Origin of the sequence: Arenibacter sp. S6351L (assembly GCF_023016025.1) — a bacterium.
Taxonomy (GTDB): Bacteria; Bacteroidota; Bacteroidia; order Flavobacteriales; family Flavobacteriaceae; genus Arenibacter; species Arenibacter algicola_B.
Genome location: NZ_JALKBB010000017.1, coordinates 33107 through 50680, shown reverse-complemented (window position 1 = coordinate 50680; position 17574 = coordinate 33107). Strand labels below are relative to the sequence as shown.

At 37.7% G+C, this 17574-nt stretch carries 18 protein-coding genes; 12 read left to right on the top strand and 6 right to left on the bottom strand.

What is annotated here, in order from left to right:
• Positions 1 to 154: 154 nt before the first annotated feature.
• The 6 genes from MWU82_RS14355 to MWU82_RS14330 all read left to right on the top strand — a co-directional run bounded on the left by MWU82_RS14355 (position 155) and on the right by MWU82_RS14330 (position 5617).
• Entirely contained in the window at positions 155 to 616 is a 462-nt protein-coding gene (locus MWU82_RS14355; protein WP_247096902.1) for an Lrp/AsnC family transcriptional regulator, read from the top strand.
• A gap of 786 nt (positions 617 to 1402) precedes the next feature.
• Entirely contained in the window at positions 1403 to 2728 is a 1326-nt protein-coding gene (locus MWU82_RS14350) for a sigma-54 dependent transcriptional regulator (protein ID WP_247096901.1), read from the top strand.
• Positions 2729 to 3026: 298 nt separating this feature from the next.
• Positions 3027 to 3479 (top strand): GreA/GreB family elongation factor, encoded by a 453-nt coding sequence (locus MWU82_RS14345; RefSeq protein WP_247096900.1) that lies wholly within the window; start codon positions 3027 to 3029, stop codon positions 3477 to 3479.
• A gap of 468 nt (positions 3480 to 3947) precedes the next feature.
• Entirely contained in the window at positions 3948 to 4367 is a 420-nt protein-coding gene (locus MWU82_RS14340; RefSeq protein ID WP_247096899.1) for a GreA/GreB family elongation factor, read from the top strand.
• A complete protein-coding gene (locus MWU82_RS14335; RefSeq protein WP_247096898.1) occupies positions 4364 to 4756 on the top strand; it encodes a hypothetical protein in 393 nt (130 codons plus the stop codon). The genes MWU82_RS14340 and MWU82_RS14335 overlap by 4 nt, the downstream gene beginning before the upstream one ends.
• A gap of 18 nt (positions 4757 to 4774) precedes the next feature.
• The gene (locus MWU82_RS14330; RefSeq protein ID WP_247096897.1) at positions 4775 to 5617 is read left to right on the top strand and encodes a universal stress protein; all 843 of its coding nucleotides are present in this window, start codon (positions 4775 to 4777) and stop codon (positions 5615 to 5617) included.
• A gap of 471 nt (positions 5618 to 6088) precedes the next feature.
• Here the strand turns inward: MWU82_RS14330 and MWU82_RS14325 are convergent, their stop codons facing one another.
• The gene (locus MWU82_RS14325; protein WP_247096896.1) at positions 6089 to 7288 is read right to left on the bottom strand and encodes an MFS transporter; all 1200 of its coding nucleotides are present in this window, start codon (positions 7286 to 7288) and stop codon (positions 6089 to 6091) included.
• Positions 7289 to 7555: 267 nt separating this feature from the next.
• Here MWU82_RS14325 and MWU82_RS14320 point away from each other — a divergent pair, with 267 nt between their 5' ends.
• The 3 genes from MWU82_RS14320 to MWU82_RS14310 all read left to right on the top strand — a co-directional run bounded on the left by MWU82_RS14320 (position 7556) and on the right by MWU82_RS14310 (position 9975).
• Positions 7556 to 8395 carry a universal stress protein gene (locus MWU82_RS14320; RefSeq protein ID WP_247096895.1) on the top strand — a complete coding sequence of 280 codons (840 nt, stop codon included), beginning with the start codon at positions 7556 to 7558 and terminating at the stop codon, positions 8393 to 8395.
• Between the two features lie 751 nt (positions 8396 to 9146).
• The gene (locus tag MWU82_RS14315; RefSeq protein ID WP_247096894.1) at positions 9147 to 9470 is read left to right on the top strand and encodes an HPF/RaiA family ribosome-associated protein; all 324 of its coding nucleotides are present in this window, start codon (positions 9147 to 9149) and stop codon (positions 9468 to 9470) included.
• A gap of 301 nt (positions 9471 to 9771) precedes the next feature.
• Positions 9772 to 9975 carry a hypothetical protein gene (locus tag MWU82_RS14310; RefSeq protein WP_247096893.1) on the top strand — a complete coding sequence of 68 codons (204 nt, stop codon included), beginning with the start codon at positions 9772 to 9774 and terminating at the stop codon, positions 9973 to 9975.
• Between the two features lie 206 nt (positions 9976 to 10181).
• Here MWU82_RS14310 and MWU82_RS14305 read toward each other — a convergent pair whose 3' ends face one another.
• Together MWU82_RS14305 and MWU82_RS14300 are read right to left on the bottom strand one after the other, a co-directional pair.
• Positions 10182 to 10583 carry a hypothetical protein gene (locus tag MWU82_RS14305; RefSeq protein ID WP_247096892.1) on the bottom strand — a complete coding sequence of 134 codons (402 nt, stop codon included), beginning with the start codon at positions 10581 to 10583 and terminating at the stop codon, positions 10182 to 10184.
• A 16-nt stretch (positions 10584 to 10599) separates the two neighbouring features.
• On the bottom strand, positions 10600 to 10791 hold the full coding sequence (locus MWU82_RS14300) for a hypothetical protein (RefSeq protein WP_247096891.1): 192 nt from the start codon (positions 10789 to 10791) through the stop codon (positions 10600 to 10602).
• Positions 10792 to 10982: 191 nt separating this feature from the next.
• Here MWU82_RS14300 and MWU82_RS14295 point away from each other — a divergent pair, with 191 nt between their 5' ends.
• Positions 10983 to 11945: an ROK family protein gene (locus MWU82_RS14295; RefSeq protein ID WP_247096890.1), complete on the top strand. Its 963-nt coding sequence runs from the start codon at positions 10983 to 10985 to the stop codon at positions 11943 to 11945.
• A 189-nt stretch (positions 11946 to 12134) separates the two neighbouring features.
• On the opposite strand, the gene MWU82_RS14290 is transcribed toward MWU82_RS14295, so the two are convergent.
• From MWU82_RS14290 to MWU82_RS14280, 3 genes are read right to left on the bottom strand one after another with little or no spacing between them, the layout of a single operon-like run.
• Positions 12135 to 12551 (bottom strand): STAS/SEC14 domain-containing protein, encoded by a 417-nt coding sequence (locus MWU82_RS14290; RefSeq protein ID WP_247096889.1) that lies wholly within the window; start codon positions 12549 to 12551, stop codon positions 12135 to 12137.
• A gap of 26 nt (positions 12552 to 12577) precedes the next feature.
• Positions 12578 to 13165: a DUF308 domain-containing protein gene (locus MWU82_RS14285; protein ID WP_247096888.1), complete on the bottom strand. Its 588-nt coding sequence runs from the start codon at positions 13163 to 13165 to the stop codon at positions 12578 to 12580.
• The gene (locus MWU82_RS14280; RefSeq protein ID WP_247096887.1) at positions 13146 to 13778 is read right to left on the bottom strand and encodes a DUF308 domain-containing protein; all 633 of its coding nucleotides are present in this window, start codon (positions 13776 to 13778) and stop codon (positions 13146 to 13148) included. The genes MWU82_RS14285 and MWU82_RS14280 overlap by 20 nt, the downstream gene beginning before the upstream one ends.
• A gap of 342 nt (positions 13779 to 14120) precedes the next feature.
• Between MWU82_RS14280 and MWU82_RS14275 the strand changes: the two genes are divergently transcribed.
• Together MWU82_RS14275 and MWU82_RS14270 are read left to right on the top strand one after the other, a co-directional pair.
• Positions 14121 to 15995, top strand: a complete 1875-nt coding sequence (locus MWU82_RS14275) for a PAS domain S-box protein (RefSeq protein ID WP_247096886.1) — start codon at positions 14121 to 14123, stop codon at positions 15993 to 15995.
• Between the two features lie 174 nt (positions 15996 to 16169).
• Positions 16170 to 17222, top strand: a complete 1053-nt coding sequence (locus tag MWU82_RS14270; RefSeq protein WP_247096885.1) for a response regulator — start codon at positions 16170 to 16172, stop codon at positions 17220 to 17222.
• Positions 17223 to 17574 lie beyond the last annotated feature (352 nt).

Sequence of the window (17574 nt, the reverse complement as noted above, 5' to 3'; positions counted from 1 at the left end):
TAATGATTTTTTATAATTCCATACAAAGCTTATACTTTGGATTATAAATTCTAAATTTGTTTTAATATTTAGGTGAAATCACTATTTTTTATAAATATTTTAGTGTTTTTATCCTTTGAAATTGATTATTAATCATTTAACAGAAAAATATTCTATGCACGATTTGGATAAGATTGATTATCAGATATTGAAATTATTACAGACCAATTCCAATTTAACGACCAAAGAATTGTCGAATAAGGTAAATTTATCCACCACTCCCGTATTTGAGAGGGTAAAGCGCTTGGAGAAAAATGGCTATATAAAAAAATTTGTCGCTGTCCTTGATGCGGAAAAACTGGATAAGGGCCTAATTGTGTTTTGTAATATTACTCTAAAACAGCACACCCGTGAAATTGGTCATAAGTTCGTAAAGGATATCTTAGCAATTAATGAAGTTACAGAATGTTACAATGTATCCGGAGATTATGATTTTTTATTAAAAGTAATGGTAAAGGATATGAAGCATTATCAAGACTTTGTTCTAAATCACCTAGGTGAAATAGAAAATATAGGAAGTGCCCACAGTACTTTTGTTATGGGCGAAATAAAAAATACCTATTCGGTTCCCATTTAAAGATATATTCTTTTATTGTCCAATATTCACTGAATATTAGAAAACCAGAATCCTTCTTATCCATCTTGGAGGCCTTAAAAGTGGCTCAGATTCTTGTAAGGCCAATATGCGGGGACAGACTTGTACCCTTTATTACAGTAGAGCTTTCCATTGCCCAAGGGATAAAATTTGATTTGTAATCATTAGAAATTAAATAGAACTGCTATAATATAAATCTCCATAGTGCCCTGTTTATGTTCTTAACTAATGAACGGGGTTCTAATTGGCGGTGCGTTATTAGGTGAGTATTAATGATTTTTAAAATTGTAAGTATATGGTATTGAATATAATACGTAAAAAGTTGTATCCCCAATAACTCGGCTGGGAATTGCGCAAATTCCACCAAAAGCCCGTAAACATTATGTTTTCGGGCTTTTTTAATTTGCCAAAATATCATATAACACCATATAATATCATAAAAAAGGTGAATATTAACACATATGGGTGTATATCTGTGTCCTATTCCCAATTCCACATGAAGCTAGTCTGAAATAGTCAACAGCCAAACCCAATTAGGAAATCCAATTCTCACGCCTAGAGTGAGGCCTTCTCTTAAGGTCAGCACATATATTTGAATTATTTTTTTTCAGCCTTTTCAAAATCCAAAATTTCATCCCTTATGGCCAAAGCTAATTGTGGACAGGTTGTTGCTCACGTTAAAATTAATAGTCATAAGGGAACGATAAACAATAGTACTAATATCCCAAAAGAAACTATTTTTACCCTATATTTTCCAAATTTGTAAAAATGGCCTTGCATAAAGAAAACATCCTACTTGTAGATGACGATATAGATATTTTAGAACTTTTGCAGCGGCATTTGCAATCTATGGACTATCATACCTATAAGGCTGTATCGGTCAAAGAAGCGCTTCATATTCTAAAGGATACCTATATCGACTTGTTGATAACAGATATACAAATGCCCGAAGTGGATGGGTTGCAGTTGGTAAAGTTCGCCGATGAAAATTATCCTGAAATACCCAAGTTGGTCATTACGGGCTACCCTTCTGTGGATGGTGCTCTTGCGGTCATCAAATCTGGTGCAATTGATTACTTAACTAAACCCTTTACCAAGGAAGAATTAAAAACAGCCGTACTAAAATCATTTAAAAGCGGTATAAAACGAAAAAGAAATCAACTCCCATTGAGTGTCGTTCAGGGCAGAGGGTATGCCGACATGATCGGCACTTCGGAAGCGTTTCAAAGAATTACGGACATTATCGATAGGGTAAAGAACAACAAGGCCACGGTTTTGATTCAGGGAGAAAGCGGTACAGGCAAGGAATTGGTGGCAAGGGCCATACATTATTCAGGTCAATTTTCCCGAGCGCCCTTTGTAGCGGTAAACTGTGGGGCTATTCCCGAAAATTTATTGGAAGCCGAACTTTTTGGCTATGTAAAAGGAGCCTTTACAGGCGCCAATGACAACCGGGACGGATTCTTTCAAGCTGCGGATAAGGGAACGCTTTTTTTGGACGAAATTGGTACGGCGCCCCTTTCGGTTCAATCCAAATTGCTAAGGGCGCTTCAAGAAAAGGAAATTACCAAAGTAGGTTCTCGAAAGGCTGAAAAAGTCGATATTAGAATTATAGCTGCAACCAATGCCGATTTGCTGCAGGTCATCAAAAAAAAGGATTTCCGCGAAGACCTTTACTATCGTCTGACTGTTGTTGAAATTAATGTACCCCCACTACGGGAACGCAAATTGGATATTCCTTTACTGGTGGATAAATTCGTTCAAAAGTATGGGATAGAATACAAAGACAGACTTATGGGCATTTCTCCCGATGTCTTAAAAGTTTTGGAACGCCATCATTGGCCAGGTAATATTCGGGAATTGGAGAATGTAATTCAAAGGGCGGTCATTATGTGTGATGGAAATATACAAGTTAAAGACCTTCCCAATAACCTCAAATATCAGATCGATTTTCCTGATACCGAATTCCTTCCACTACGTGAAATGGAGAAGGAATATGTAAAACGAGTACTTGCAAAAGTGGGCGGTAATAAAACCAAGGCGGCAGAAATCCTTCAAATAGACCGTAAGACTTTACGCGATAAGCTGAACTAATCCACTGAGGTAAAACTCCCATATCGAGGAAATTCTCCCCGATTACTAAAGATCACTGTCTTTTCTTAATCTCTGCTACCCCTTTATTATCAGGTAGTTATGGTTGTTGTTGCCAATTATTTCTTTTTGGGCATGCACTTTGCCCTATATGGCACGAATGTAATAACCGAGTTATTATAATTCAGTAACGTCATCATCGGTTCAAAAGTAAATCTTTTCAATAAGAAAAGTTTAATAAATGTAAAAAAAATGATGGCTAGTTGTAGTTTGAAATTCACGTAACGTAAAAGTGGAAAAAATGAAGTACGAAAAACTAATTATGGGAAAAAAAGATGTCGCAATGATAAAACGATATCAACATGTAAATTACTATATCGAAGATTATTCACATAAGGATGCTCTTGAAATGCTTGACGAAAACATGGCGAAAGCCATTGTTCTGGATGAGGACGAAATGTCAGATGATATCATTCGCCTGAATTCCATCGTAACGGTAACCTCAAAAACCGGATGGAGTGAAACCTTCCAATTAGTGCTCCATTTTGATGATGGCGACAGGGCCAACAGATTTTCTGTACAATGTGCCTTAGGAGCTTCTGTTTTAGGCAGATCTAATGGCGATATAGTAAGGTACTTTACACCTATAGGTATTATTCCCCTTAAAATTACAAAGGTTGTGCAAACTGAAAATTACTGCGCGAACAAGATTGGGAAGGACAATATAAACCGGGTACAGGCTCAGATAAATTAGTTTGATGTATTAGTTGATTGACGGATTTGTCTGGCTTTCGAACCCCCGAATTGTTTTATAACCAATTGAAAGTCAGACAAATTATAATATTAAAATTACTTAAAATTATGAGACAGCAATATAAACGGAGTATATGCTCCACATGCAATTTCCTATTCGATTGTAGTTTGACCAAGGACAAGAGCAACATTTACTCGTGTAGCGAGTACGACCATACTGTGGAACTTCCAAAAGGAAAGGTCCGATCGGAACAGCCGTTAATAAAGCGAACACCTAGGCAAATAAAAAGACAATTTGCGCTCAGATAAACCTAATGGTAAAATCATACACCTGAAAGAATAGTTACGGCATCTGGTGTACTCAAAATAATATAGCACCAATTTTGCAATTAAAATTGGGTTATTCATAAAAGTTGCGAGGGTATAGATTACTCAACGGGGCAAATTCCCATGATATAAAAAGAATAAAATGAAATACAAGAATCTAATTATAGAGAAAAAGGAGTTTGTCCTCCTAAAACGGTACATGAACCTTTCAGGATATTATAAGGACGTCACCCTTGGTAAATCGGTAAAGAAATTATTGACTGAACTTGAGTCGGCCAAAATATGCGATGAAGTTGATATGCCAAAAGATGTTATCCGGTTCAACTCTACCATTACCATTAGATCAGAAAACGGTTGGACAAGAAAATTCCAATTGGTCATGCCCAACGACAGTGATGTTAAAAGGGATAAAGTATCGATCCTGACCCCTATGGGGGCTGCAGTAATTGGGTACGCCGAGGGAGATACCCTAATATGGGAATTCCCCAATGGTGAACAAAGATTAACAATTGAAAAAATAGAACAAGAGAATAAATATATTAATGTAAATATGATATTATGAACACTTCAAATTTATTTCACAGCCATGAGTCCGATAGCAAGATTATGATAAAAAAAGATATGGACGAAGTCATTAATTGGGTGGATGACTTGGAATATATCAACGAGGAACTTGAGTATTTGTTGGAAATTGAAGATCGCATGTTAAACAATGCCGCCCTATATAAAGAACTGCAGGACCTACAAAGGGAAAACAACTTAAACTTAAGAACACTCAACCTATATAATGGGGCTATACGAGGAGCCATAGAATGCGATACGATTGAATGCGATTCCTTTTACCTAAGTAAGCATGAGAGGAACCGCAAATTATACCTAAATCATAAAATTAAATATAGGAACGTAAAATCAAAATTGTTGTCCAACATTTTGTTGGAGGCCAAACATTAAAATAAAAAGGATAAGGTCATGGGAAAAAAAATGTTATTACTTACCGATTTTTCAATGAATTCATGGAACGCCATTCAGTATGCGATAATGCTTTACGAAAATCATCCCTGTGATTTTTATATCCTCAATACCTTTATCAAGGATAGCACTGGGTTTGACAATATAACTTTAGATCCTGAAGAGTCCTTTAATAAATTATCTGAAAATCGATCTCAAGAAGGTCTGGGCGACATTTTACAACGTATTTCGAAAATAGACCGGAATATCGATCACCGCTTTTACGTATTATCCAAACATGGCCTATTAATCGATGCCGTAAAGGAAATCATCATGGACCATCAAATTGATATGATTTTTATAGGTGCCAAGGGCACGGGTAACGAACAGAAAAATAAGTATGGAAAGAACACATTGGATATTATACAAAACATCAGAAATTGTCCTGTTATGATTGTGCCCAATAGTAGAACTATTGGGCGACCTAAAGAAATTGTTCTGGCCATCGACTTCTATTCCGATTATGACTTTTTGGAAATGGAGCAACTTGCGGAGATGGCCAGATTGACCAACGCTAAAATCAAAGTTTTGAGCTCTGTCGATATGGAGACATTGAATCCCAATCAAAATAAGAACAAAGTACTTTTGGAAAAACAATTGGAGGGCGTAGACTTTAGTTTTCATAGTCTTCCTAATACCAATATGGATGATGTATTTAACAGTTTAACCGAGGTAAAATCAGATAACATAATCAGTTATATAAATGAAAAGCGGTCTCTATGGGAAAGATTAGGCTTCCGCAAACCCTCTCTTCGAAATATAGGCTACTCTAAGCATACTCCAGTATTGACATTGCACGGTTAATCTTAGTGGGTGCTTAAATTCAATTTTAAAGACTAATTAAAAAAATAAATCGGATTTTTAAAACCATTGGATTTATTTAAGAAAGTGTCAAGGGAATAGGTATTAATATCCAATTACTTTGCTAAGTTACCAATGGCTTCATTTTTTACCCTCCACGCCATTTCAAGACTTTAAATCCAACAATTTCAGTAAGGGCTGCTTCTATGAGTATTTCTCCATATAATGAATCGGATGAGTACAGAATTTCCTTTAATTGCCAATTTCCCCATCTAAATTGATTTAGTATACCCGACTTCTGCCTACAATTTGAAATAGCGCAAGTTTTAGACTAAGGAACGTTAAAAGCCCTACACAATTACCTAGCATAAGTACTAGGGAAATATAAGATCAAAAAAGCATCCAATGTCATTACAGTCGGAAAACCTGTACGCCATAAAAATAATCCTTAAGCAACATTTAAAGTACGGTAGGTTACACTTTCCCATAGGCAGCTGCACCTAATCCAGTATACAGCTTGCACGCGGCAAAAAAAATGAGAAGAAGTAGGGAGTATGTCCAATTTCCGGTAAAATCAAAGATACTTCCAAATATAATTGGTCCGGTGGCGGCTATAACATAACCTATGGATTGTGCCATACCTGACAGTTCAGTGGCGGATTCGGTATCTTTGGAACGAAGTACCAAAAAGAGCAGGGCCAAGCCGAATGTTCCGCCCAATACAAAACCGATAAACGAAACCCATACCGGAACGAATCCCAATTGAGGAAACAATAGGCCAACAATGCCGATAACCTCCACCATGATCAATAACCACACGATAGAGCGCTGGTCATTTTTTTTGCCTCCCCAAGTTGGGACGATCAAAGATCCCAGAATTCCTGCAGCTTGAGATAGGGAAAGCATCCAGCCAGAATATTCCGCATCGTATCCCCTACTCTGCAAAATAGCCGGTAACCAAGCTAGGATTACATAAAAAGTCAATGATTGCAAGCCCATAAATAGCGCAATTTTCCATGCCAGTGGGGATTGACCCAAAGATTTCATTGCTTTTGAAAAACTACGTTTTTCTTCGGATTTTTTTAAACTGGACAATTGTGGCAACCATACAAAAAAAGCAATCAAAGCTAAAATTGCCCATACACCGAGCGAGACCCTCCAACCCAATCCATAGTTGTCGGCCAATGGAACACTGATACCCGCCGCCAAGGAAGCACCAACTGCCATGATACTGGAATACAAACTTGTAATAAACCCTGAATTCGATGAAAAATTACGTTTGGTCAGTCCGGGGAGAAGCACATTGCCAAAGGCTATCGCGATACCCAATAGTAGTGTCCCGAAGTAAAGCATAAATATTCCGCCCAAAGACCGAATTCCAATACCTATGACCAACATAAGCATTGCCCCAAGAAGCGTGCCCTCAATACCAAAACGGCGAGTGAACAAGGGAGTCAAAGTAGAAACTACACCGAAGCCAATCAATGGCAAGGTTGTCAAAAGACCTAGCATTGAATTAGATAGGCCAGTAGCCTCACCTATATGGTTTATCAACGGCCCAACTGCGGCAAGTGAAGGTCGTAGATTGATGGCGATAAACAAGATACCTACCAGCAATAAAAAATACCCGTGCCTAGATTGCTTATTGTTAATAAAAGATTCGGGTTTTGGCATTACAAATACATAAAGATGGGATACTGGAACTGCGAAATTAGGCAAACCTCACTAATGTATCCACGCAGATTAATATGAATTTCTGTTAGTTGCATTAATTTTCTTTGTTTACCATGAATCTTTATAACCTCATTACACGATTTAGCTTAACATAATATCCGAGTATCTTATTTGTTGACACTCCTCAGGTAAAATAAGCTGCCATGATCAATATCATTTGGTACCTCTTGGAAAAGCTATAGCTTCGTTCATTAAAGATTTACAGTAATGAAAACGATACTTTATGCTACCAATCGTACTGAAAAATCGGTACCGGCTTTACGCTACGCCTATGATTTAAGCAAGAGATTAGGGGCTGAACTAGTTGTGTTGTATGTCCATCAAAAACCTCCTATACGCCTGTCGATGGCACGCCTGTCCGACCAGATGGAACTTCAGGTAATCCAAGAACAAAAGGAAATTTTGAAAGCCTATTGCGCCAAACATTTGAAGGAAAAATACAACCATTCCAGAATGCGGATAGAGGTCGTTAGTAATGACTCTGTCTTGGATGGTATCATTGAAAAATCCAAGCAAATATCCCCAGATTTGGCCCTGATAGGTAGAAAGGCCAAATATTCGGAAAGAGGATTGCTGGTCGGTGATATCGCACATGCACTTTTGAAAAAATCTACTTTTCCAATTCTGATCATTCCTAGAGATCTAAGTGGCGCACCAATTCAAACTATGCTCTATGCCACCGATGTTGGAGCAGAAAGCATTTCAGCCATCAAAAGTTTGGTACCAATGGCAAGGTCGGTTAACGCGAAAATACACATTGTACATATCGCCAATGAAACAAGAAACTCCAGAAAGGATCAAATAAAATGGTTCAAGGAAACGCTCAAGAAACAGCTAGATTATGACCATATTGAATTCAAGGTTATTCTTTCGGACCATATCGAGGAAGAATTGAAGATCTATTCGCGGCATATAAAAGCTGATATCTTGGCCTTGTCCTATAGGGAAGAAAAAGGGTTCTTTCAAAAACTGTTCAACAAATGTCTGTTTAAAAAGCTGGATACCCGAATAGGTATTCCTTTGATGGGCATTAATGCGGCCATTTAAGCCATGTTTGCAGTAAATAATTGAATCACAACTGAATGTTTTATATATTTAATAATGGAATTTTGTAAAGAGAAAATTGTCTTTCTGTAATAAGGGGCACTAGCGAGTGTGCCCATAAACACCTACATACTTCTAATATAAATCACTTCCCTGTATAAATATTACGGACAGGGCTACTCGTCATCTAAAAAAAATGGTACCAAATGTAGGGTGCATTGGTTGGTCAATTTATTAATTATTATATTAAATATTATATACCATGGCTACAGCTAAAAAGAAGCTTTCCAAGTCAGCGTTAAAAGCTAAAAGACAAGAAAAAATTCAAAAAAAATTAGAACAAAAAATAATGCAAAGACGTAAGTCGAGAGTTTAAAATAGATAGAGGTTTATGAAGACGTCCCCAAAAAGTAGTTTGGGGACGTTCTTTTTAAAAATAATTATTGGTCTGAAACTTACCTAAAAGGTGTCTTCAGTTTATCGTTTGCAATTGACAAGGAATACCAATCAATAGAATTAATATTTAGACTAGAAGGAAAGTATGCCAACTTTACCCGGATGAAATTTGTGGCCAACTGATAAGTATCATTTCATTCGTCCATTAGCAATCGTATGTTTACACTATTAATAAAGGATAAAGTTCTTTGTAAATATTTAGAATTTTTGGTTGCAAGAAGGAATAGCTTAATAACAATCTAAGGGAGACTCTATTAGCTTATTTTTTGATAGATTATAAACATTAAAACTTATTGAAATGATCGTTAGAATTGAATACATACAAATGCCAGTTAGCCCAACTATGAATAATAGGGTACATAATAAGTTGCAAAAACTTGGAAAAAAGTTTGAATCCATTGTCAGGGCCGAGGTTACTTTTAAGCAAGAAAATAATCCTACCGGTAATGGCAAGAGCTGTAGTATAGAGGTTAGTGCCCCTGGGGTACGGTTTTATGTTCGATCATATTCGGATCATTTTGAAAAATCTTTGAACGAATCTTTAAAAGACTTAAAGAGAAAGTTGCGTAAGAGAAAAACAGCTTTTCAAAAACAACGACTACAACCAGTATCACGACAGTAATAGATGAATAAAATATTGATTCCTGTAGATTTTTCAAGCATTCCGAATGCGCTCTACAGATAGCTGCCACCTTGGCCAAATAACATTATACTTAAAGGTAGTACTTTACTTGATGGGACTTTCCAAAGCGGTATTTGCCAAAGATGAATTATATAAGTTGGCTAAAGCACAGTATTACATGGGATTGGCCAATAAGTGTTTTGACATTTTCTTGAACCGGCCAGGCTTTAACACAGAAAAAATCGTCAGGACTTAGGATGTAGCGGTATTGATAATAAAAATGACTCAGGGATTTTAGATTATGAAAATGGCCTTGGGTTTTGATTTTGAGGCCAAGTTTCCTAGCCTATCCAACTGTCCTGGCATTTTGGGAGTTGTTATAAGTGATCTGTATTTGGTATATGTTAATGCACCGGGATTGAAATATATGCACTCGACCCACATTAAGGAAAAGGTAGATACCTTCTTCAATATCGCTTACCAAGTACGGAAGAATTATTTCTGACGGCTGTCCTAAACTATACCTGCAATTACCCGGTGAAAAATGTAATATATAACTATGCGCACGTAATTGATACCGATGCAACTACCATTATTACAATTGGACGGAGCCAACTAGCACATTTTTGCAAGGGAAACATTGGGGAAGATATGGCGAAGCGTGAAGATCTGCCGGTGATTACTTAAAAGGTATAAAGGTTAGTTTGAAACTTAATTCAACAGCATCCACAGCTTTGCCAACAACAGCTGTTCTGATTTATTCCTACTTGTAGACGACGAAGTAATTCCACCGGCCGTTTTTAATATAAGTTGTTTGATATTCGGTGGGAATTTCTTTCTATGTTTCCGATAATAATCCAGGAATTCATCGAAATGGATCTGGGCTACTTTGCCTTCCTGATGTAAGCAGGCATAAAACATGTTGATTTGGTTGGCCACATCGATCTCTAATTCTTCTTCTATACCATTATCGGATACCCAGTATCTACGAACATTTTTCTTTAATTGCTCCACCTCGTAAATGGTAACATTTTTATCGACCATGGCAATGGCGTAAAAAAGCTTGCCTATAGCATCGTACAGTTGGCACCTTGGGTTTTCTTTCTTAATCATTTTTGATATTGGATTATTAAAAAGTGACCGTGCTTTCTATATATTCTATATAATCCGTACTTTGTTTTGATTTTTGATGAACACATTGCCTAATTGGGAAACCAATATGGTACAGTTCCCGCTTGGTCTTTTCAAATGCCGTATTATTTGGATAGAGGAAGGATAGCGTTCTGGTTTCGATATCGATATCCAAAATGCGTATGTCCATAATCCGACTTAAGTTTCGAACGATTGTATGCTTGCAAGTATCTGTTTTAAGATTTTTTAATTGTGCCAACGCTCTCATAATTCATGTGTTTTATTGAAGGCATAAACATATGACATATATACCTGTTGCGGAATGATCCCGGTCATGCAGCCTTTTCATTATTTTTAGTTCATTTGTGTAAAATAACGTACATGAAAAAAGAAGTGGTCTTGGGGATCGATTTGGGAGGTACCTACACCAAATTAGGGTTGGTAACTAAAACTGGATGTATTCTAAATAATAGTAGGTTTGATACAAATGCGAGAATGCCGTTCCAGGATTTTCTGAAAAAGTTGGAATCTGAGGTTAATGACTTGAAGTCGAATTTGGGGCCTGAACAACAGTTGATCAGAATCGGAATTGGGGCACCCAATGCCAATCCTCAGTCGGGAAACATGGAAAATCCACCCAACTTTAAGTGGGGACGGTCGGTTCCATTAGCAAAGTCTGTAGAGAAAATATTCGACTTGCCAGTGGTGTTGACAAATGATGCCAATGCTGCCGCTTTGGGCGAAATGGAATATGGTCTGGGCAAGGGTATGAAAAATTTTGTAGTGCTTACCTTGGGAACTGGGTTGGGTGGTGGCATTATTAATAATGGTGAACTTTTGACAGGAGAACATGGCATGGCAGCCGAGTTAGGCCATGTAAATGTAGACTCCAATCCCAATGCAAGACAATGTAACTGTGGTCTTAAAGGATGTCTGGAAACCTACGTCTCAGTAACGGGAATTCGGCGCACTATCTTTGAGTTGATCGCTGAAATGACGGACGATTCTCCCTTGCGCAGTATCAGTTTTGATGAGATGACAGGGGAAATTATTTCCGATGCCGCCCTTGAGGGTGATACCATTGCCCTAAGGGCTTTCGAACAAACAGCCGAAGCCCTGGGTATACAATTGGCAGACACCGCGGCACATCTGGACCCTGAAGCCTTTATCCTGTTGGGAGGGCTCAGTAAGGCAGGTGATATCCTCCTTAAACCGACTATTGACGCCATGGAACGAAAACTATTCAATGCTTACAAAGGAAGGATTAAGGTGTTGATTTCAAAAACCCCAAGTGAGAACGCCATTTTGGGTCCAGCTGCACTAGCTTGGAATGTGGAACACTAGAATCCACCCACAAACTAAATTAAGTTTTAAAACTTAGGGTTGTCTCTGATTCTATTTTTAGAATCAATAACTATACTACGGCTGGATCGCTCTAAAATTCAATACTTTTATTGGATAATTTTATACCCGTTAAACCACAGGTTTGAGGTATTAACGGGTATTGTTTTTATTAATTAAATTGATTTTATTTTATAAGTGCACCAGATGGGCATAACCCTGCTTGACCCTTTCTTCTAAGTTTAAGTCCTCATTTTTTGTTGGAGCCGATACCCATAGGTTGGCCCTTTCCTTTTCATCTAGATCAAAAACTTCCACATCTACATACGGAGTCACGAAATGGATAAAATCGCCAAGATCCTCTATCCAATCCGCATTGGCTATTAGGGCGACTTTTCTTAGATATTTAAAAACGCCCTTATTCAATTTTATATCCGAAAAGAAATTGTTAAGATTCCGTAAACTATTTATTTGATACACTTCCAGCACCAAATTAATCATACGATCTTTTTTTCCGATCGCCGCCATTTGCTTAAAAAATTCATTAATGTGTTCTTGATCAATGGGTCCTTTTATCTTATACGAAATAGTTATTATTGAATTTTCCATTGTTATACATTTTTAAAATTAAAATTTTATCGAGTTATCTGAACGGCCTTAGCTTTTTTTTGCACTTTGTTCAGGTAGTAAGCTACCAAAATATTGAAGGTGCCGAAACCCAAAAAGCCTAATGCGATTGTATAAAAATTATGCAGACCACCTATAATAGGGAAAGCCATTGTTAACAGTGAGAATACTAAGGTCCAACATCCCAGGACAAACATCCAGCCCCATCTTCTATGGTTCCATGATTTCACATTCCAGGATAAATCTAGGGCGACCAAGCCTTTATAGAATAGCCAAACGGCTAAAATATAGAGTGCTAATTCCATGGCCGTTGATGATTCGAGTATTAATAGAATACCAATTGAAATATCAACCGTTCCATTGATTAAATGCCATCCCCAATATTTTGTGCTATTTTCATAAATTAAGGTGCCTGCAATCTCAAATAGTCCTGCTATTATCATAGCCAAACCAAAGAAGCCGGTGAAGGAAACTAACCCTTCCAAAGGAGTCATAAATGTCCAGGTGCCGAGTGAAACAAATAATAGACCTAGTATGAAATTTACCATCCATTTCTTGGACATAGGTGCCACAACGTTATATAAAGAATTTTGCATTGCTATACCCTTTTAGTTCATAATTTTCGCGATGGTCTTGAATTTTCCTAATTCTTTTTCGCGCCCTGTTTAAATGGTATGAGGCCGAGATATTGAACAGCCCCATTGCCAAGAAGGCTAAGGCAGTGGCAAAAACAATGCTTAAACCGCCAATGACTGGGTAGAACATGATTAAAACCGAGAAGCTCAGTATCCCTGCTCCGTACAATAACATCCATCCCCAGCCTTTAATTTCGTAGGTCCTCAACTGTAGGGAAACTCCTAACGCCACCAAACCCCTGAACAAAAGCCAAAAAGCTAATATATATGGCAAAACGGTCATAGTTATTAAAGGGTTGAATATAAGATACCCCCCAATTAGAAGGTCCAAAATACCTCCGGACATGTACCATCCCCAATTTCTGCTTCCCTTTCTGTAAAAAATGGAAGCCAAAATTTCAAAGGCCCCAGCCGTGGCCAGGGCAAGACTGAAGAAGATGGTCAAAGAAACATAACTGGCCAAAGGCGCAATGAAAACCCATACACCAAGTGAAACAAAAAGTAGTCCCATCAAAAGATTGATCCACCATTTTTGGGCTATAGGCATAACCGTACTGTAAACTAGATCCTTCATGATTTCCAATTTTTAGTTATGTTGCAAAACTATGGGAACCTTTTCAAACCTGCCATGATACATATCATCAGACATTGGACGATATGATTTATATCAGTTCCCAAAAAAAATGATGTACTTAGATTTGTACTCCAATAGTCCTTACTGCTAGGTCTAGGAATCCAAATTGCTGAATAGCAGTAAAGTCTTCTTTCAACTGGGATATATTCTCTATTTTAGCAATAGAAAGTGTTCCATAAATAAATTGAATCAACAGTGTACAATTAAAAAGTATATCTGGGGATTATCACAGTATTTTAGAATTCCAAGCCGTGTAAAAACTAAAAGAATTGGTTATAGCCCATGCATGTTTTTGAAAAAAACAGTAATATCTTCATGATGTTGTCCGAGGCGGTGTCGGAAGGAATTATCGTGGTAAATGAGGGCCAGGAAATAGTAGCCGCAAATCATTTTGCCCACAAATTGTTCGGATACGAATCAAAAAAACTAGTGGGCCATCCATTGGAAATCTTGATGCCAGAAACCCATAGAAAAATTCACCAAAAGTTCCTCAGAGAGTATTTCTACAACCATAAAAAAAGAAGGATCGGTTTGGACCGTAACCTCTTTGGCCTCAAAAAGAACGGCAAACAGTTTCCCCTAGAAGTCAGCTTGAACCACTTTTCTCTTTATGGTAAAATCTACACCTTAATTTTGGTCATCGACATTACCGAACGCCGGGAAATAGAAAAAAGCTATCAAATGAAAACCGCGGCGCTGGAAGCCGCTCTCAATGGAATTACCATTACCGATGCCCAAAAGGAAGATAATCCTATAATTTATTTCAACAAGGCATTTCAGCAAATGACAGGATATTCCACTGACGAAATTCGAAACAAAAATTGTCGTTTCCTTCAGGCAGGTGACAATGAGCAGCAAGGGGTTAAGGACATGCACCGTGCCATTGCCAGTGGTGAAAGCTGTAAAGTTCAACTAAGAAACTATAGAAAGGATGGTACCATGTTCTGGAACGAGGTTTCCATCAATCCTATTACCGATAAAGATGGAACGATCACCCATTTTGTAGGAATACAGAATGATATTACCGAGCGGAAATTGGCACTTCAAAAAATAGGACATCTAATTAGAATATTTGATGAATCCTTGAACGAACTTTATGTTTATGATGCCGAAAAGCTGCGGTTTTTGAATGCCAATTACGGAGCCCAAAAAAACACTGGCTATACTTTGGAAGAATTTTTGCAACTCACGCCCTTGGATCTTAAACCTGACTTTTCGGAAGCAGATTTGCGTGGGTTAATAGCTCCCCTCCTCAATGGCAAAGAGGAAAAAGTGGAATACGAGGCAGTACATCGCCGCAAAAACGGAACAAGTTATCCGGTAGAGGTACATTTGCAATCGTCTACTTTGGGTGAACAAAAGGTAATCGTAGCAATAATTCTTGACATTTCAGACCGTAAGTATTATACCCAAAAACTGGAAAAAACCGTTGAGGAACGTACTGAACAATTAAAAAAAGCTCTTGAAAGGGAAAAAGAACTGAACGAATTAAAGAGCAAATTCTTGTCCTTGGTCTCCCACGAATTCAAAACTCCTTTGAGCGGTATCCTTAACTCTGCAACCTTGGTAGGCAAATATCAAAGGGAAGACCAGCAAGATAAAAGGGAAAAGCACTTAAAAACCATAATGGGAGGTGTACAGCACCTAACTAATATTTTGGATGATTTTCTTTCTATTGAAAGAATGGAAAAGGGTAAGGAGGTATACTACCTTTCAGATTTTTCACTCAGTAAACTGGTCAACGAGGTCGTTTACAACGCAAATATGCTTCTCAAAAACGGGCAACGCATCAACTATCCAAACAATATAGAAGATGTGACCATACATCAAGACCAACGTATAGTGGCCCTAACTTTGACCAACCTTTTACACAATGCCATAAAATACTCTCCTGAGGATACCGAAATAGACATAAATGTCGATCTGTCCAATGACAAGATTACTTTCCATATCAAGGATGAAGGCATAGGTATTTCCAAAAAAGAGCATAAGCATATTTTTGATCGGTATTTTAGATCCGAAAATGTGCTTTTGACCCAAGGTACAGGCATTGGCTTAAACATTGTAAAGACACATTTGGAAAATTTAGGAGGACGTATCTATTTTAAAAGTGCAGAAAATGAAGGCAGTACATTTACGGTGGAATTGCCTCTTTAGAGTTAGGCAGCGGAAAATTGGAGCAAGCAGATGAAAAGTTATAAGTTTAAAACAAAACCAGTTGGTATCCTTAATTCAAAAACCTTTAATGAGAATTGAAGCCATCCTATAGGTTTGTTAACTGATTTGTGTAATTATAGTTTGAAGTAACTATCAAGAAAAAATTTAATTCCTATGAAAAAAATCCTATTGATCGAGGACGACACTGTTTTGCGGGAAACTACGGCCGAACTTTTGGAGCTTTCGGGTTTCCAAGTCCGTACTGCTGCAGATGGTAAAAATGGTTTACAAATGGCTAAAGAATATGTGCCAGATGTAATTGTCTGTGATATTATGATGCCAGAGATCGATGGTTATGGAGTTTTGAAAACACTTTCCCAAAATAATCAAACCAAGAGCATCCCGTTTATATTCCTCTCCGCCAAGACTGAACGAAAGGATGTACGCAAGGGCATGGACCTAGGTGCAGACGATTATCTCACCAAACCTTTTAAGGAAACAGAACTTATTGGAGCAATTGAAAGCCGTTTGGCACGCATGGCAATACTCAATGATTCTGAAGCTCAGACCAAATCCAATAGGAAGTTTTCTGGCATTAAAATGGAAACTATTCATGAACTTAAAAACTATATAGACGATAACGGATCCGAGTACCATTTTGAAATAGAGGAAAACATATACCGAGAGGGCACGTATTCAAACACGGTCTATCTTATTATTAAAGGTACTGTAAAGACCCATATTCTAGATCAAAAAGGGAAGGAATTGATTACGGGAATTTACAATGCCGATGATTTCTTTGGCTTCACTTCCTTCGCAAGCAACACGGTTCATAAAGAATACGCAACAGCCATGACCAACACCCATTTGGTGGGCATCCCTACCTTGGAACTGGAGCCATTGTTGCGGGAAAATCATGAATTAACGATGGAACTGATGCAAATTTTATCAGAAAACCTAACGGAGGCCAAGGAACAATTGTTGGCAATGGCCTATGGATCAGTTAGACGTAAGACAGCAGGAACACTTTTAAAATTCGCAGAGAAACTTCAAAAAGACTCCAATGGAAACATACTTGTCCTACGTAGCGATCTTGCCAGTGTTGCGGGCATGGCCACCGAGACTATGATACGGACGCTATCTAGCTTTAAAAAGGAAGGCCTTATTGATATTGAAAACCATAGTATTAGAATTGTGGATGTTGACGGCCTTGGCCAAGTGGATTGATTATTTTGAGATTTTTTGGGTTAATGGTCCATTTGATCTTGATTCGCATTAAAAGATAGAGTTCATTATCCGGAACGGATTACCGAAAATAAGCTCCTTTACTTTCACTCTTTTACGACATTTCACGAATTCAATATGAAATTCTTACTATTCGCGCAATTCAACTTTTCTTGACTTTAGTCTATTACCAAGTATAGGGGAACGAACCTTGGTATGGGCTTCCAGCATGACCATAATCATTTCGCATCTTGCTTTGAGACCCTAATTTTACAGCATTAAATCGAGATGTGAAATAAAATGAGTCATAATCCTGATTAGAATAAATTCGAGAAGCTTTATGGCGATGTTTCCC

Coding starts and splice junctions, on each gene's coding strand:
- MWU82_RS14355 (WP_247096902.1), top strand. CDS start 155: ATGCACGATTTGGATAAGATTGATTATCAGATATTGAAATTATTACAG.
- MWU82_RS14350 (WP_247096901.1), top strand. CDS start 1,403: ATGGCCTTGCATAAAGAAAACATCCTACTTGTAGATGACGATATAGAT.
- MWU82_RS14345 (WP_247096900.1), top strand. CDS start 3,027: ATGAAGTACGAAAAACTAATTATGGGAAAAAAAGATGTCGCAATGATA.
- MWU82_RS14340 (WP_247096899.1), top strand. CDS start 3,948: ATGAAATACAAGAATCTAATTATAGAGAAAAAGGAGTTTGTCCTCCTA.
- MWU82_RS14335 (WP_247096898.1), top strand. CDS start 4,364: ATGAACACTTCAAATTTATTTCACAGCCATGAGTCCGATAGCAAGATT.
- MWU82_RS14330 (WP_247096897.1), top strand. CDS start 4,775: ATGGGAAAAAAAATGTTATTACTTACCGATTTTTCAATGAATTCATGG.
- MWU82_RS14325 (WP_247096896.1), bottom strand. CDS start 7,288: ATGCCAAAACCCGAATCTTTTATTAACAATAAGCAATCTAGGCACGGG.
- MWU82_RS14320 (WP_247096895.1), top strand. CDS start 7,556: ATGAAAACGATACTTTATGCTACCAATCGTACTGAAAAATCGGTACCG.
- MWU82_RS14315 (WP_247096894.1), top strand. CDS start 9,147: ATGATCGTTAGAATTGAATACATACAAATGCCAGTTAGCCCAACTATG.
- MWU82_RS14310 (WP_247096893.1), top strand. CDS start 9,772: ATGAAAATGGCCTTGGGTTTTGATTTTGAGGCCAAGTTTCCTAGCCTA.
- MWU82_RS14305 (WP_247096892.1), bottom strand. CDS start 10,583: ATGATTAAGAAAGAAAACCCAAGGTGCCAACTGTACGATGCTATAGGC.
- MWU82_RS14300 (WP_247096891.1), bottom strand. CDS start 10,791: ATGGACATACGCATTTTGGATATCGATATCGAAACCAGAACGCTATCC.
- MWU82_RS14295 (WP_247096890.1), top strand. CDS start 10,983: ATGAAAAAAGAAGTGGTCTTGGGGATCGATTTGGGAGGTACCTACACC.
- MWU82_RS14290 (WP_247096889.1), bottom strand. CDS start 12,551: ATGGAAAATTCAATAATAACTATTTCGTATAAGATAAAAGGACCCATT.
- MWU82_RS14285 (WP_247096888.1), bottom strand. CDS start 13,165: ATGCAAAATTCTTTATATAACGTTGTGGCACCTATGTCCAAGAAATGG.
- MWU82_RS14280 (WP_247096887.1), bottom strand. CDS start 13,778: ATGAAGGATCTAGTTTACAGTACGGTTATGCCTATAGCCCAAAAATGG.
- MWU82_RS14275 (WP_247096886.1), top strand. CDS start 14,121: ATGCATGTTTTTGAAAAAAACAGTAATATCTTCATGATGTTGTCCGAG.
- MWU82_RS14270 (WP_247096885.1), top strand. CDS start 16,170: ATGAAAAAAATCCTATTGATCGAGGACGACACTGTTTTGCGGGAAACT.